Here is a 15,348-nt window from a genome sequence, read left to right as displayed (position 1 = left end):
GGACATTCAAACGGTGGCGCACAAAGACAATTTTTCAATCAAAAGCGGCGCCTTTCTCAAGGCGCCGCTTTGTGTTTCAGATAGGTCTCATCAATGACCGCTGCAATGGAGCGGCACGTAAAAACCGTCAGGGCAGATGCTTCACATGCTTGCGATGCATCTCTTCCGATTCGGATTCCGACATTGCCTTGTCCGGCACGCCGAAGATCTGGCCCGGCAGGATCCGGTCGGGATCCGTGATCTGGTCCTCGTTGGCGAGGTAAATCGTCGTGTACCGCACGCCCGAGCCATACAGGCGGCGCGAGATCTGCCAGAGCGTATCACCGCGGCGGATGATGACCGACGTCTTGCTCTGCTGCAGAGGCGCCTGCTGGACGGTTTCCGGTTCGGCAGAAGCCGGACCGGTCGCCGCATCCGCATTGCCGGTTGCCGTAGCGGCAGCACCGGACTCTGCGGAAGGTGCAACTGACTCTGCGGCAGGCTTCTGTGCCGTTTCTGCCGTCGCAGGCTTGGCGACATCGCCGCCTTCGGCTGGTGCCGTACCTGGAACTGCGACAGTATCCTGAGCCGGCGCCGGCGTCGCGGTTTGGCTTGCAACCGCATTGTTACCCGTGCCATCGGTGCGCGGCATCAGCGCTGATCCGACCGCAGTCTCGATCTTGCCAAGCGATGCAGACACGCTGGCCGCATCCTTCGGAAGTGCCTTCAGCATGGTCAGCGCATCCGTCGCGGCCGTGGCAGTCTTGGCTGCCATTTCCTTGACGTTGGCATCCAGATTGTCGGCGACCTTGAAATCAGCGAGCGACTTCAGCGCAATTTCGGTGGCCGAACGCGCAGCCGCCAGCTCTTCCGCCGTTGGCACCTTGCCACCGGCAAACAGCCCCTTCAGCAGGCTCAGCGCCTTGGTTGCTTCCAGGCGCAAGCCATCGAAGCTGCCGCCATCGAACGGCACGACGGAGCCTTGAGCGTTGCCTTGCGCAACAGCCGCCACCTGATCGCCGACCGGACGATCGAACGGCACGGCGGCGCGCAGCTCGACCTTGCTGCCGTCGGCGCCCATCATATCGGCACGGATTGTGTGATTGCCGACAGGCAGCTCGATCGTGCCGTCAACGACGAAGCGGCCCTGCTCGTCGGTCTTGGTTTCTCCGACCAGCGTGTCATCGGCATAGATACGCACCAGCGCACCGGCCTTGGCGTTGCCGGCAACGAAAATCTTCTTGCCTTCGATCTCGACAGCAGAAACCGCGACGAGCGATTTGTCGCCGGTTGCTGCGCCTGCTGCAGTAACGCCCGTTCCCGGGGTCTGCGTGGAAGCTGCGGTATCAGTAGGCGTAGCGACACCTGTCGCTGTGTCGGCCAAGGCTGGGGCTGGTTCAACCTTCGCCATGTCACCCGCGGCAGCGACCGTCGCGTCAGGGGCCGGCTTGGTGATGATGCGGCTTGCCTCGCCGGGCTTCGACACCATGGCGAGCAATTCGCCTGTCTTGTCCGCCGGAATCGAGACGGTCGCGACTTCTTCCGAGGATTTGGTCACACCGTTTTCACCGACACTGCGCAACGTCAGCTGATAGTCGCCCGCCGGCAGCGGCTTGTCGAAGATCGCAGCGAAATCGCCGGTCGCGCCGACATCGGCCGTCCCGATCACAGTCTCGCCATTGACGATCTCAAGTTTGGTATTGGGCTGTGCCCGTCCGGCGATCACAGTCGAGCCATCCGGCTCGACGCGCAGCACGTCGAAGCCCGGCACCGTCCATGCAGCGGCCGGATCGGCGGGTTTGGCGCCGGTCCCGGTTGTCGTCGCCGGGGCATTTGCCGTTTCGCTGCCAGCTGTCGGCCGCGCACCCTTTGCGTCGGCGCTGCCGGCGTCCGCAGGCTTGACGTCGGTTGCCTTTGCGTCGGGCTGCTTGGCCACACCATCGGCCGGGGCTGCCGCCGTGACCTTGTCCTTGCTGCCATTGATATTGGGCATGACAAAGAAAATCATCAGCAGTGACGCAATTGCCAGGACGATAAGGGCCACCCAGCCGGCCTTGTTCTTCATCATGCAAAATCTCCAAATGGCCCGGAACCGTCTGCGCCCGACATGAGCGCAGAAGGACAGCTTTTTCCAAGCCTTTATGCCCGCAGCTTTCCGCCTGTTTTTGCTGACCGGAATCAGCCTGTCCATAACGCCAGCTCAAGTTTAAAAAATGCTAACGATTCCCGAGGTTTTCCACAAGCAGCGCCGCATGTTCAGACCGGTCGAAAGCCTTGTTTCCCGTCATTTTTCTTGACGCATGCCGCCCCGCGATGTCTCTTTGGGGCATGAGTGAGAAAAATATCCCGATTCGATCCGTTTGCGTCTACTGTGGCTCCCAACCCGGTCGCGACCAATCCTTCATGGATGCCGGCCGGATTCTCGGCAAATCCATCGCCGAAAATCATCTCCGCCTTGTCTATGGCGGCGGCACCAAAGGCATCATGGGGGCGGTGGCAAGCGGCGTTCTTTCGAACGGCGGCCGCGTTACCGGCATCATACCAGAATTCCTGATGGATATGGAGGCCACCCGTCATTCCCTGGGACAGCTCAGCGAACTGATCGTCACGCCAGACATGCATGACCGCAAGCACAAGATGTTCGAGCGCTCGGATGCGTTTGTGACACTGCCGGGCGGTATCGGTACGCTCGAGGAAATCGTCGAGGTGATGACCTGGGCGCAGCTCGGCCGTCACCGCAAGCCGATCGTACTCGTCAATATCAACGGCTTCTGGGATCCGCTGATGAAGCTGATCCATCATATGGCCGACAGCGGCTTTATCCACACCGCCCATCTCGTCCAGCCGCTGGTCATCGACGCGGCCGACGAAGTCGTCCCCGCACTCCTTGCCCATTGGGCCAGCCAGGTCGACCGCGACGGCGACGACGGCATTATCGCCAAGCTCTGAAGGAAAAGCTTGAAGACTGTGAACCAGCCCGGCCGATTACTCGGCAGGGTTCGCTACAGCTGCACGCCGGGCGCGGCTTTCCATAATCATCGACGTCGAATAGACCGCCAGCGCTGCCCAGATCAAAATGAAGGCGATCAGCTTCGACGTGCCGAAGGGCTCGTGGAAGACGAAGACGGCGATGATGAAGATCATCGTCGGGGCGATATACTGCATGATGCCGATGGTCGAGAGCTTGAGCAGCTTGGCGCCATTGGCATAGATCATCAGCGGGATCGCGGTGACGACGCCGCAGGCCATCAGCCAGGCAACATCGGCCCATCCGGTATCTGTGAAATGTCCCTGACCTGTGAATTCCAGATAGGCGATATAGCCGAGGGCCGGAACGCTGAGCAGCAGCACCTCCAGGAAGAACCCTTGGTTAGGACCGACCGGCAGCGTCTTTCGGAAGAAGGCATACAATCCCCAGGACAGCGCCAAGCTGATGGAGACCCAAGGCAATCCGCCCGCATCAAAAGCGAGAACCACGACAGCGATAGCGGCCAGAACGATCGCGACGATCTGTGCCGGATTGAGCTTTTCCTTCAGAAGGACCGCCCCGAGAAAAATCGAGAATAGCGGATTGATGTAGTAGCCGAGCGCCGTTTCGAGCGCACGCCCTGCCCCGATCGCCCAGACATAAATGCCCCAGTTGATGGTGATCAGAACGGCGGTCAGCATCGCCATCTTCAGCATGCGCGGTGTGCGCAACGCCACCTTCACATCCTCCGTGCGGCCAAGCAGGATCAGGATGGCGCCGGCCAGCGGCACCGACCAGACAATCCGGTGTGCCACGACCTCGAATGCCGGGATATGGGCGACAGCCTTCATGAAGAACGGCAGGAAGCCCCAGAGCAGATAGGCCGTCAGCGCGAAGGCGAAGCCGCGGGGTGAATCGCCATTTTGCACCGCTGGTGTTTGTTTCGCGTCAGACATGGCATTTCATCCCGTTGCGGCTTGCCATGTGGCAGCTCTCAGTCAGTTTGGCCGTCGTACTCCAAAGACGATTGATCAACCAATTCATTTCCGTGAACCTTGCTACAGCAAAGCTCACAATGGATGGTAACGGGAAACTTACGGGCTTCCGAAAATACCCCAGATTTTACGGGGTGCATTCCAAAGGCTGCCGCTCTAGGTTCCCTGCAGGCAATGACCGGTCAGACGAAGGAAACCATGATGTCATCCATCCTCGCGCTTCACCCGATTACCCGCCGCTCGCTTCTGAGCGGTGTTGCGGCCACCTCCGCCCTTGTTCTGCTGCACCCTTTCGCAGCGCGGGCAGCCGCCAATCAGGCGCATCTGCGCATCATGGAAACCACCGACATCCACGTCCACGTCTTTCCCTACGACTATTACGGCGACAAGCCGAACGACACGCTCGGCCTTGCCCGTACCGCCTCAATTATTGACGCAATCCGCGCCGAGGCCGGAAATTCCTTTCTCGTCGATAATGGCGACTTCCTTCAGGGCAACCCGATGGGCGACTACATGGCCTATCAGCACGGCATGAAGGAAGGCGACGTGCATCCGGTCATCAAGGCAATGAACGTGCTGGGCTACGAGGCCGGAACCCTTGGCAACCACGAGTTCAATTATGGCCTCGACTATATGTTCAAGGTGCTCGGCGGCGCCAATTCCCCCTATGTCTGCGCCAACCTCACCAAGGGGCAGCTAGCCTCCAATCCGAAGGACGATGACCTGTTCTTCAAGCCCTACACCATCGTGGACAAAACCATTACCGACGGTTCAGGGGCGGCAAGCGAACTGAAGATCGGCATTATCGGCTTCGTACCGCCACAGATCATGCTCTGGGACATCAAGAACCTCGAAGGCAAGGCGCAGACCCGCGACATCGTCGAAGCGGCTAAGGCCTGGGTGCCTGTCATGAAGGAGGACGGCGCCGATATTATCATCGCGCTCTCCCATTCCGGCATCGACGGCTCAGGCCAGAGCGACCGCATGGAGAATGCATCGCTCTATCTGGCCGGGGTCGAGGGCATCGATGCTGTGTTTACCGGCCACCAGCATCTCGTCTTCCCCGGTCCGAAGAGTTTTGACGGCATCGAAGGCGTCGATCCGGTCAAGGGCACGCTGCTCGGCAAGCCCGCGGTCATGGGCGGTTTCTGGGGTTCGCATCTCGGCCTCATCGACCTGTTGCTGGAAAAGGACGGCAGCGGCTGGAAGATCGTCGATTTCACCACCGAGGCCCGGCCGATCTATCACCGCGAGGACAAGAAGGTTGTGGCCGACGTACCCGACCGTGCCGATGTCATCGCCGCTGCCACTGCCGAGCATGAGGCGACGCTGGCCTATGTCCGCACGCCGGTCGGCAAGACGTCGGCGCCGCTCTATTCCTATTTCGCCCTGGTGGCCGACGATCCGTCCGTGCAGATCGTTTCCAACGCACAGACCTGGTATATCAAGGACATGCTGAAGGACGGCCCTTACAAGGATTTGGCCGTTCTGTCTGCCGCAGCACCCTTCAAGGCGGGTGGCCGCGGCGGCGCGGACTACTATACGGATGTGCCTGCCGGTGACATCGCCATCAAGAATGTCGCAGATCTCTATCTCTATCCGAACACCGTGCAAGCCGTGGTCATTACCGGCGCGCAGGTCAAGAACTGGCTGGAAATGTCAGCGGGCATGTTCAACACCGTCGCACCGGGCGCCAAGGACGTCGCTCTGCTCAACACCACTTTCCCATCCTATAATTTCGACATCATCGACGGCGTCACCTACCAGATCGACCTCTCCCAGCCCGCCAAATACGATGGCGACGGCAAGACAGTGAACCCGGCTTCCAACCGCATCCAGAACCTCGCTTTCGAAGGCAAGCCGATCAATCCGGCCCAGAAATTCGTCGTCGCCTCCAACAATTATCGCGCCGGCGGCGGTGGCAAGTTTCCGGAGATCGCGGCTGACAAAGTTGTCTTCGCCGCACCCGACACCAACCGCGACGTCATCGTCCGCTACATCATCGCGGAAGGCACGATCAACCCGTCCGCCGACGGCAACTGGAGCTTTACGCCGGTGGAAGGCGCAACGGCTGTGTTCGAGAGCGGCCCGAAGGCACGCGGACTGATTGCCGATGTGAAGGGCGTGAAAATCGAGGACGCGGGTGATGGGGCGGATGGGTTTGCGAAGTTCAGGTTGGTTTTGTGAAGGGGGAGTTCCGGTAGGTGGCGCTCGCAGGCGACATACTCCACCCTGGAGAGTCGGTGCCCCCTTCGATCCCGAGCCGCCACTCAAACTTGGAAGCACACATCGCATGAGTAACAGTCCGTCGATCGCAAAGGCGGCAGTGTGGATGGTAACGTCTGTGGTTTTGATACTGCTTATGGCAGTATCGGGTCGCATCATTACCCGCGAGCTCGACGTCTTCCAGGCGATGGAAATGCGTTCCGTCATTGCCTTTTTCATGCTGTTGCCGCTTGTTTATCGCGAGGGCGGTATCCGAGCAATGCGAACCAGCATCCTGCCCAAACACATCGGCCGCAACGTTGCCCATTATGTCGGGCAGTACGCCTGGCTGATGGGCCTGACACTCATCCCCCTGGCTCAGGTCATTTCGATCGAATTCACCGCGCCCATTTGGGCTGCTTTTCTGGCGGCTATGTTCCTCGGTGAGCGACTGACATGGCGAAAAGGCATCGTGATTCTTTTTGGTTTGGCGGGCGTAGCATTGATCGTGCGTCCGGGAGCTGCCCCCCTCAATCCAGGCCACCTGATAACCCTGGGCGCAGCCTTCGCCTTTGCTATTTCCTTCATTTCCACAAAAGCGCTGACCCGCTCCGACAGTGCAACGAAGATCCTTTTCTGGATGCTCGTCATCCAATCGATCATCGGGATCGTTCCGGCGCTGAAAGTGTGGGTTTGGCCGTCTGCCTCACTATGGCCGTGGATATTCCTTTTCGCGTTCGCGGGCTCATTTGCCCATTTCTGCATGGCAAAAGCGTTGGCCCACGCGGATGCCACTGTCGTCATGCCGATGGACTATCTGCGGGTGCCTTTGTCGGCAGTACTCGGTTTTCTGTTATATTCCGAAGCGATAGACGGCTTTACGGCGATAGGCGCGGGATTGATCCTGGTTGGCAATCTTTTCAATCTGCGGCGACCGAATGCCAAGAAAGTCGAATCCACACCGACTTGACGATCGCACGAAGTGGTCACATTCGCGATGACGCTCCCCGTGATAACGCATGCGACAGTCACAGCAATGAGGAGTTGGCTTATGTCCGAGAAGCGACGGGTTACCGCCGTCATACCGTACAACGACCTCGCCGCCACTGAAGCCTTTTATGGCTTGCTCGGCTTTCACCGCGATCCCGATGGAGATGATTACGGCGACTACGTCATGCTGACCGATGAAGGCGGTGCCGAAATTCACCTGACCAAAGCCCCCGAAGGCTGGCTCATCCCGGGGAAAAGCCCCTTCGGCATCTATTTCTACGCCGACAATGTCGAAGCACTGGCATCCCAATTGGAAGGCAAGCTGATCCATCCTCCGAAACAGCAGCCTTGGGGTATGTTTGAATTCGCCGTGTCAGACCCGGGCGAGAATCTCGTGCGCGTGGGGCGCCGCACCAGCTAACCCCGACCTGTCTTGCGGCAACGCCACTTAGGGCCTAAAGCCCCTACTCCGCCGCAGCCAGCCTCGCCGGATCCCTGTTCTTCAATAGCTTGAACACGATCGAATCCATCAGTGCCTGGAACGATGCGTCGATGATGTTGTCGGAGACACCGACGGTCCACCAGCGGGCGCCAGTGCCGTCGATGGATTCAATCAGGACGCGGGTGATGGCTTCGGTGCCGCCGTTGAGGATACGCACCTTGTAGTCCACCAGCTCGAGATCCTCGATTTCCGACTGGTATTTGCCAAGATCCTTGCGTAGCGCCAGATCGAGCGCATTGACGGGGCCGTGGCCCTCGGCGACCGACATCGTCGCCTGTCCATCGACCGAGACCTTCACCACCGCTTCCGAGACGGTCTTTAGCTGACCATTGGCGTCGAAACGGCGCTCGACCATGACGCGAAAGCTTTCGACGTGGAAGAAATCGGGAACCGAGCCGAGGATCCGCTGGGCCAGGATGGCAAAACTGGCGTCGGCGCCTTCATAGGCATAGCCGGTCGCTTCGTTTTCCTTGACGATGGAGATCAGTTGATCGAGCTTCGGATCGTCCTTGGAGACGATGATGCCACGGCGCTTCAGCGCATTGATGAAATTGGCCTTGCCGCCCTGGTCGGACACCATGACCTTGCGCAGGTTGCCAACACTTTCCGGCGTCACGTGCTCATAGGTGCGCGGGTCCTTCAGCAGTGCCGAGGCATGGATACCGGCTTTGGTGGCAAAGGCGGAGGCGCCGACATAGGGCATCTGGTGGTCCGGCGAGCGGTTGAGAAGCTCGTCGAAGGAATGGGAAAGCTGAGTGAGCTCCAGCAGGCGCTCGGGATCGATCGCCGTTTCGAACCGGCTGGTATAGGTTTCCTTCAGCGCCAGCGTCGGGATTAGCGTCACCAGATTGGCGTTGCCGCAGCGCTCGCCGATGCCGTTCAGCGTGCCCTGCACCTGGCGCACACCGGCCTCGACGGCAGCCAGCGAATTGGCGACCGCCTGGCCGGTATCATTGTGCGCGTGGATGCCGAGATTGGCGCCGGGAACGCCGTGCGCAATGACGGCGGTGACGATATCGCGGATTTCCGGAGGCTGGGTGCCGCCATTGGTATCGCACAGCACGACCCAGCGGGCGCCGGCATCATAGGCGGTTTTGGCACAGGCCAGCGCATAGGCAGGGTTGGCCTTGTAGCCATCGAAGAAATGTTCGCAGTCGATCATCGCCTCCTTACCGGAGGCGACGACGGCCTCGACCGAGGACTGGATCGATTCGAGGTTTTCTTCGTTGGTGCAGCCGAGAGCGACACGGACATGATAGTCCCAGCTCTTGGCGACAAGACAGATCGCGTCGCTTTCCGCCTGCAAAAGGCTCGTCAGTCCCGGATCGTTGGAGGCGGAAACACCGGCGCGCTTGGTCATGCCGAAGGCAACGAAGCGGGCTTTTTGGGTGCGCTTCTTGCTGAAGAACTCCGTATCGGTCGGGTTGGCGCCGGGATAACCGCCCTCGACATAATCCATGCCGAAATCATCCAGCATCGTCGCAATGGCAATCTTGTCCTCGACGGAAAAATCAATGCCGGGGGTTTGCTGACCGTCCCGCAGAGTGGTGTCGAAGAGGTGGATTCTTTCACGCGTCATTGCCATCGGTGTTCCCTCCAAAGGAACGCAACATCATGTTTTTGGATTGCCCCTCACCCTAGCCCTCTCCTTGCAAGCTGAGAGAGGGGCGACGGAGCTTGCCGCTTTGTCCTTCTCCCCGTTCACGGGGAGAAGGTGGCCGACAGGCCGGATGAGGGTCAGCCCCCTACTGTTTACCCGCAAACCGGTCGGTCGATCGGATCAGCCTGTCGAGGATACCGGGCTCGGAATAGGCGTGCCCTGCCCCTTCGATCAGGTGAAACTCGGCTTCCGGCCAGGCCTTGTGCAGAGCCCAGGCGTATTTTGCCGGGCATGGCATGTCGTAGCGGCCATGGACGATGACGCCCGGAATGCCATGGAGCTTGTGGGCATCGCGCAACAGCTGCCCCTCCTCCAGCCAGCCGGCATTGACGAAGAAGTGGTTTTCGATGCGGGCGAAGGCGTGGGCGTATTCCTCGACTTCAAACGGCGTGGAGGTCGAAGGCTCCGGCAACAGCGTGATCGTCTCGCCTTCCCAGATGCTCCAGGCCATGGCGGCGGCAAGCCGGGTCGCCCGGTCATCGCTGGTCAACCGCCGGTGATAGGCGTGCATCATTTCGTGGCGTTCGTTTTCCGGGATCGGCGCGATGAAGCGCTCCCACTTGTCGGGGAACATTTCCGAGACTCCGAACTGATAGTACCAGTCGAGTTCGGCCTTGGTCAGCGTGTAGATGCCGCGCACGATGAGTTCGGACACGCGCTCCGGATGCTTTTCCGCATAGGCAAGCGCCAGCGTCGAGCCCCAGGATCCACCGAAGACAAGCCATTTGTCGACGCCGGCGATTTCGCGCAGGCGCTCGATATCGGCAACCAGATGCCAGGTGGTGTTGGCTTCCAGTTCCGCATGCGGGGTCGACTTGCCGCAACCGCGCTGGTCGAACAGCGTCACGTCGTAAAGCTTCGGATCGAACAGGCGGCGGTGGTTCGGCGAGATCGTGCCGCCGGGGCCGCCATGCAGAAAGACGGCAGGTTTGGCACCGGGCGTGCCGGATTTTTCCCAATAGATCGTGTGGCCATCGCCAACGTCGAGATGGCCAGAGGCATAGGCCTCGATTTCAGGATAAAGCGTGCGAAGAATTTCGGTCATGCTGTCTGCTTTCAAGGATGATTTAAAGCTGTCGATCAGGAGATGTGCGGAAATTGCGGCCAGACCTCGGTATCGTGGTCGGGGTGCTGGAAGGAGATGATCTGCTCCTGCTGCATGTAGAAATTCTGATCCTGATGCACCGGCTGGTCGAAGATCGTCGTCACCCAGGAATTGCGGGCGGCGAAATTCACCTGGATCTGCGGCGCGAGATCGCTGCGATCATCGAAGGCACCGATGGCGATTTCCAGCCCACCCGGATGCTTGTAGATCAAGGGTGTGCCGCAGGCAGCGCAAAAGCCACGAGCGATGTTGATGGAGGACTGAAAGTAGCTGGGCTCGCCGCGCGTCCATTCTGTCTCGCCCTTGGCGGTGACGAGCGGACCGAAGAAACCGCCAAAAGCCTTCTGGCACATGCGGCAATGGCAGATCGACGGGCGGCCGAGTGCGCCGTGGATCTTGAAACGAACGGCGCCGCACTGGCAGCCTCCGGTTCGATTGGTGTCTGTCATATCACTCCTCCGGTGGCCAATGTTGCGTATCGTAATCGGGATGCTGGCGGTTCGATTCGAGAATGGCAATATGCCGCCCGGTGCTCGCCTCGCTGCCATCATCAACCTCGGTGCCGGGCAATCCGGGCAGATGCGAAAACCACGGCATTCGCGACTCGACACCGGATTGCGTCAGCGGCCGCACGTCATAGGGGTCGTCGAGCGAACCCAACACGACGTTGATGAAATCCGCCTCGGGCATATCGTAAAACAAAGGCGTACCACAGAGAAAGCAGAAGCCGCGCCGCACCAGATGCGACGAGCGGAACCAGCCAGGGGCACCGCGGGTGATACTGAAATTGACGCGGGGCACATTGGCGAGCGGCATGAAGTAATTGCCGGATGCTTTCTGGCACATGCGGCAATGACACAGATGCGGATCGCCGAGCGTTCCTTCTGCCCGGTAACGCACCGCGCCGCACTGGCAGCCGCCGGTATAGATGCGGCTGATGCTCATCCGCGTTCTCCCGGTGGCCATTCGGCCGTATCGTGATCCGGATGCTGATAGGAAACCAGATTGGCAAGGAAGGACACGGCATCCTGATCCGCCATCGTATCCTCGCCCGGCAATTGCGGAATGTGATCGGCATAGGGCAGCTTGGCCTCGATGCCCCATTGGATTTTTGGAACGATGCCTTCCGGCCTGTCGAAGGCGGCAATGGCCAGCGCCACGCCATCCGGCGCCTCATAGGTCAGCGGCGTGCCGCAATCACCGCAAAAGCCTCGCGACGCTGCGTTTGAAGACTGGAAACGCTTGGGTCCGCCGCGCGTCCAGCTCAGCGTGGCCTGACGAACGGACACCAGCGGCAGATAGAAATTTCCCGCGGCCTTCTGGCACATCCGGCAATGACAGACAGAAGCATCCCCGAGCGCGCCCTCGACACGGAAGCGAACGGCGCCGCATTGGCAGCCTCCAGTGTGGATAGGAGGGGTCATGGGCTCTCCTCCACCGCCAACCAGTTTTCAACATTGAGCCCGTCAACGCGGGAAAACTCCCTGGTGTTGTCAGTCACGAGAATGAGATCGAGTGAACGTGCGTGAGCGGCAATCAAAATGTCCATGGGGCCGATGAGATCGCCACCACGTGTGAGCTGATCGCGAATCTCGGCGTAGTGCACTGCCGCAGCAGAATCGTAGGCTACAATATCGACGCGTTCCAACATGTTTTCCACGAGCGAAGACAGCCGCTCAGAGCCTCGCTTCGCTGCGCCATAGCGAAGTTCCGATGCGACGAGAGCACTAATACAAAGCGTGGTACTTCCAACGCTTTCAACGCGGTGCACAATCTCCCCTTCCGGCGCACGGATCATGTGCGACACAATATTGGTATCGAGCATGTAGTGCCAGGCGCTCACAGATCGACATCCTCAAGCGGCAGCTGCCCGTCATCGATATCCGGAAACGCCTCGTCCCACGGCTCGATAGTGGCCAGCCATTCCAGCAAGCCGCTTTTCTTTTTCGGCTCGATGATCAACCGGTCGCCTTCCTTGCGCATGATCGCCTCGTTTCCGGGAAGCTCGAATTCCACAGGAATACGTACGGCCTGATTGCGGCCGTTGCGAAAGAGTTTTACCTCGCGTCCGTCGTCAACCTGGATCACATTCATCACAGCCTCCTTCAGCATAGGCCGAAGCATATGCCTCCATTATCAGTAAGACAAGTTAGCGCCGAACCTCCCATGTCGTCACCCGCTCGCCGGTTGCCGCATCCTTGCCGTCCTTCAGCTGGATACCCTTGGTGGCGAGATCGTTGCGGATCTTGTCAGCCTCGGCGAAGTTTTTGGCCTTCAGCATTTCAAGCCGCATCGCCACCAGAGCGTCAACCGCCGATGCAACAGCACCGTCAACCTCTGCCTCCTTCGGCAAGACACCGAGCAGTGCCGAACTTGCAGCAAAAACCGGTAGCATGGCGGGGTCGGCATTAGCGGCCGATGCCAGCGCATGCAGAGCCTGCACCGCCGCGACCGTGTTCAGATCATCAGCCAAGGCGTTGAGCACGGACGCGTCCGGGGCGGCATCGCCGGGTTTGCCTGCTGGCCATTTGGCCAGCAGGCGTTCCGCCTCTTCCAGCCGCTTGATCGAGAAATCGATCGGCTCGCGGTAATGCGTCATCAGCATGGCCAGACGCAGGACCTCGCCCGACCACTTGCGGCCACCAAAAGTCTCGGTGTGCAGCAATTCGTAGATGGTGACGAAATTGCCTTCAGATTTCGACATCTTGCGGCCTTCCACCTGCACGAAACCGTTATGCATCCAGACATTCGCCATGACCTTGGTGCCATGCGCGCAACGCGACTGGGCGATCTCGTTTTCATGGTGCGGAAAGATCAGATCCAGCCCGCCACCGTGGATATCGAAGATCTCGCCGAGATAGGCGGCTGCCATGGCCGAGCACTCGATATGCCAGCCGGGACGGCCCCGGCCCCATGGGCTTTCCCAGCCGGGTTCCTCCGGCGACGAAAGCTTCCAAAGCACAAAGTCGCCAGGGTTTTTCTTGTGGACGTCTACGGCGACGCGTGCGCCAGCCTGCTGTTCGTCAAGGTTGCGTTTGGAAAGTTCGCCATAGTCAGCCGTCGAAACAGTATCAAACAGGACCTCGCCATTGGTTCTATAGGCATGGCCGCGTTCGATCAGCCGTTCTATCAGCGTGATCATGTCCGACTTTCCGTCTTCACGCGGCTGCACGAATTCGGTGGCACGCGGTTCGTGCGTCGGCTCAAGGCAACCCAGTATCGCCACGTCGGAATGGAACTGGTTGGCTGTCTTCTCCGTCACGCGCCGGATCGCCTCGTTCAGCGACAGTGTACCATTGCCGATCTCAGTACCGAAATCGCGCAACGCCCGGGCGTTAATCTTGTCATCCAGGTCGGTAATGTTGCGAGCGTAGGTCACATGGCTTTCGCCGTAGACATGACGAAGCAGACGGAACAGCACGTCGAAGACGATGACCGGGCGTGCGTTGCCGATATGGGCAAAATCGTAGACCGTCGGGCCGCAGACATACATGCGGACATTATCGGGATCGATCGGCGCAAAGACCGCCTTCTCCCGCGTCAGCGTGTTGTGCATTTTCAGTGTCGGCAGTCCGTGCATTCCAATCTCCATTCCGCATATGACCGAATCACGCAAGGCCCGGCTGGACCTTCGCGTTGTCATCTTGATTTTTGGGAGACGAAAACGGCCAGGCCAGCGTTGAGGCTAGCGAATAATAATCCGGCAGATAATGCAGATAACCGTTTTCATGGCTGCTTTATCGCGCTTCGCTCTGTCCCGGTCAAGAGGTCAGCCGCGCTCCAGCGTATTCTGTTGTGATCCTGGATTATTGGTCATCGTTTTGTCATGATTGCGCTTATCTGGAGAAGCCGGATGTCCGGGGACGCAGGGCTTTGAGCACTTGCACACTAAAGCCTGTTTCCTCGGGCACAATGAGAAGCGCCGTTCTCGTGAAGAATATACGGAACGAAGCGCTTCCGCTTAGGGAAAGCATCTGAGGAGAGTTTGAAATGCCTGGTACAAAAACCGACAAGAACAGCCCGCGAGCGGCGGCCGATCTCGTCGAGCAATACCGTCCGCTTGGCCTGAAGGCCGTGCTTGCTGCAGCCTTGCAGATCAAGCCTAAGCCGGTCAAGAAGCCGGCCTGATCGCTCAAAAGAGCGACAGCTGTGGATTTGCAGGTGGCTCCTTTGGTTTAGCGACAGGCCGTGTGGAGACATGCACCGGCGTCTGGAGATCAGCACCGGTATTGGCCACCTTGTTGACCCGGTCCGATACGGCGATGACGTCAAAATAGTCATCATCGACCGGCCCCAGCAGATCAGCGATATCACGCGGTTCCTGCGTCCTGCAATCAAGCCAGCGGGCAAAATCCTCCGGCTTGATCACCACCGGCATACGGTCATGGACATCGCTGATTCGCGCATTGGCATGCGTCGTCAGGATCGCCCCCGTATCGACTTCGGATCCATCCGCCGAAGACCATGTTTCCATCAGTCCCGCAAAAGCAACGATGCCGCCGTTTCTTGGCCTGATCCAATAGGCCTGCGGCGCCTCGCCACTCTCCTTCGACGGCCGATGCCATTCATAAAAACCGGACGCCGGGATCAGAACGCGACGATGGCGCATCGCCGCCTTGAACGAGGCTTTTTCGGCCGCCGTTTCGGCGCGCGCATTGATCAACAGCGGAAAATCACGCGGGTCCTTGACCCAGGATGGCGTCAGCCCCCAGCGGACCAGAAGCGCCCGCCGCTCCGGCAGGTTGCTGCCCGGCAGCTGGCGCTCACCGGACATGACAATGATGACTGGTTGCGTCGGGGCGATATTGAAGCGCGCCGGAAAATCCTCGGTCTCCATAAGACCAAAGATATCCGCCAGTTCCTTGGGTGTCGCCGTCAGCGAAAATCGTCCGCACATGGCTTTCAAATCGCACTTCGCCTAAGGTGGGTCAAGATTTTCAATGC

16 protein-coding genes are annotated in these 15,348 nt (G+C 59.5%); 5 read left to right on the top strand and 11 right to left on the bottom strand.

Annotated features, from left to right (window positions below; all coding sequences use genetic code 11):
- Positions 1–127: 127 nt before the first annotated feature.
- Positions 128–2,047 (bottom strand): LysM peptidoglycan-binding domain-containing protein, encoded by a 1,920-nt coding sequence (locus tag R6X40_RS28780; protein ID WP_318418312.1) that lies wholly within the window; start codon positions 2,045–2,047, stop codon positions 128–130.
- A gap of 260 nt (positions 2,048–2,307) precedes the next feature.
- Between R6X40_RS28780 and R6X40_RS28775 the strand changes: the two genes are divergently transcribed.
- Positions 2,308–2,928, top strand: a complete 621-nt coding sequence (locus R6X40_RS28775; protein WP_318418310.1) for a TIGR00730 family Rossman fold protein — start codon at positions 2,308–2,310, stop codon at positions 2,926–2,928.
- Between the two features lie 36 nt (positions 2,929–2,964).
- Here R6X40_RS28775 and rarD read toward each other — a convergent pair whose 3' ends face one another.
- Positions 2,965–3,903 (bottom strand): EamA family transporter RarD, encoded by a 939-nt coding sequence (rarD, locus tag R6X40_RS28770; protein ID WP_318418308.1) that lies wholly within the window; start codon positions 3,901–3,903, stop codon positions 2,965–2,967.
- Between the two features lie 240 nt (positions 3,904–4,143).
- Between rarD and R6X40_RS28765 the strand changes: the two genes are divergently transcribed.
- The 3 genes from R6X40_RS28765 to R6X40_RS28755 all read left to right on the top strand — a co-directional run bounded on the left by R6X40_RS28765 (position 4,144) and on the right by R6X40_RS28755 (position 7,558).
- Complete coding sequence (locus tag R6X40_RS28765) at positions 4,144–6,129, top strand: bifunctional 2',3'-cyclic-nucleotide 2'-phosphodiesterase/3'-nucleotidase (RefSeq protein WP_318418441.1); 1,986 nt, start codon at positions 4,144–4,146, stop codon at positions 6,127–6,129.
- Between the two features lie 106 nt (positions 6,130–6,235).
- Positions 6,236–7,117: a DMT family transporter gene (locus tag R6X40_RS28760; RefSeq protein WP_318418306.1), complete on the top strand. Its 882-nt coding sequence runs from the start codon at positions 6,236–6,238 to the stop codon at positions 7,115–7,117.
- A gap of 81 nt (positions 7,118–7,198) precedes the next feature.
- Entirely contained in the window at positions 7,199–7,558 is a 360-nt protein-coding gene (locus R6X40_RS28755) for a VOC family protein (protein ID WP_318418304.1), read from the top strand.
- A 43-nt stretch (positions 7,559–7,601) separates the two neighbouring features.
- Here R6X40_RS28755 and cimA read toward each other — a convergent pair whose 3' ends face one another.
- The 8 genes from cimA to cysS form a co-directional block, all read right to left on the bottom strand.
- Entirely contained in the window at positions 7,602–9,218 is a 1,617-nt protein-coding gene (cimA, locus tag R6X40_RS28750; RefSeq protein ID WP_318418440.1) for a citramalate synthase, read from the bottom strand.
- Between the two features lie 166 nt (positions 9,219–9,384).
- Complete coding sequence (pip, locus tag R6X40_RS28745) at positions 9,385–10,344, bottom strand: prolyl aminopeptidase (protein ID WP_318418302.1); 960 nt, start codon at positions 10,342–10,344, stop codon at positions 9,385–9,387.
- 35 nt (positions 10,345–10,379) lie between these two features.
- Positions 10,380–10,853, bottom strand: a complete 474-nt coding sequence (locus tag R6X40_RS28740; protein ID WP_318418301.1) for a GFA family protein — start codon at positions 10,851–10,853, stop codon at positions 10,380–10,382.
- 1 nt (position 10,854) lies between these two features.
- Positions 10,855–11,349: a GFA family protein gene (locus R6X40_RS28735; protein ID WP_318418300.1), complete on the bottom strand. Its 495-nt coding sequence runs from the start codon at positions 11,347–11,349 to the stop codon at positions 10,855–10,857.
- Positions 11,346–11,828: a GFA family protein gene (locus tag R6X40_RS28730; protein WP_318418298.1), complete on the bottom strand. Its 483-nt coding sequence runs from the start codon at positions 11,826–11,828 to the stop codon at positions 11,346–11,348. Before R6X40_RS28730 ends, R6X40_RS28735 begins: the two co-directional genes overlap by 4 nt.
- Positions 11,825–12,229, bottom strand: coding sequence for a type II toxin-antitoxin system VapC family toxin (locus R6X40_RS28725; RefSeq protein ID WP_318418438.1), 405 nt, complete (start codon positions 12,227–12,229; stop codon positions 11,825–11,827). The genes R6X40_RS28730 and R6X40_RS28725 overlap by 4 nt, the downstream gene beginning before the upstream one ends.
- A gap of 14 nt (positions 12,230–12,243) precedes the next feature.
- Positions 12,244–12,498 (bottom strand): antitoxin, encoded by a 255-nt coding sequence (locus R6X40_RS28720; protein ID WP_318418297.1) that lies wholly within the window; start codon positions 12,496–12,498, stop codon positions 12,244–12,246.
- Positions 12,499–12,553: 55 nt separating this feature from the next.
- On the bottom strand, positions 12,554–13,984 hold the full coding sequence (gene cysS, locus R6X40_RS28715; RefSeq protein WP_318418295.1) for a cysteine--tRNA ligase: 1,431 nt from the start codon (positions 13,982–13,984) through the stop codon (positions 12,554–12,556).
- A 410-nt stretch (positions 13,985–14,394) separates the two neighbouring features.
- On the opposite strand from cysS, the gene R6X40_RS28710 reads away from it, so the two are divergent.
- Positions 14,395–14,532 carry a hypothetical protein gene (locus R6X40_RS28710; RefSeq protein ID WP_318418294.1) on the top strand — a complete coding sequence of 46 codons (138 nt, stop codon included), beginning with the start codon at positions 14,395–14,397 and terminating at the stop codon, positions 14,530–14,532.
- 4 nt (positions 14,533–14,536) lie between these two features.
- On the opposite strand, the gene R6X40_RS28705 is transcribed toward R6X40_RS28710, so the two are convergent.
- Positions 14,537–15,301: an SOS response-associated peptidase gene (locus R6X40_RS28705; protein WP_318418293.1), complete on the bottom strand. Its 765-nt coding sequence runs from the start codon at positions 15,299–15,301 to the stop codon at positions 14,537–14,539.
- Positions 15,302–15,348 lie beyond the last annotated feature (47 nt).

Source organism: Rhizobium sp. PL01, assembly GCF_033447125.1.
Lineage (GTDB): Bacteria > Pseudomonadota > Alphaproteobacteria > Rhizobiales > Rhizobiaceae > Pararhizobium.
This window is presented reverse-complemented; position numbering and strand designations above follow the sequence as displayed.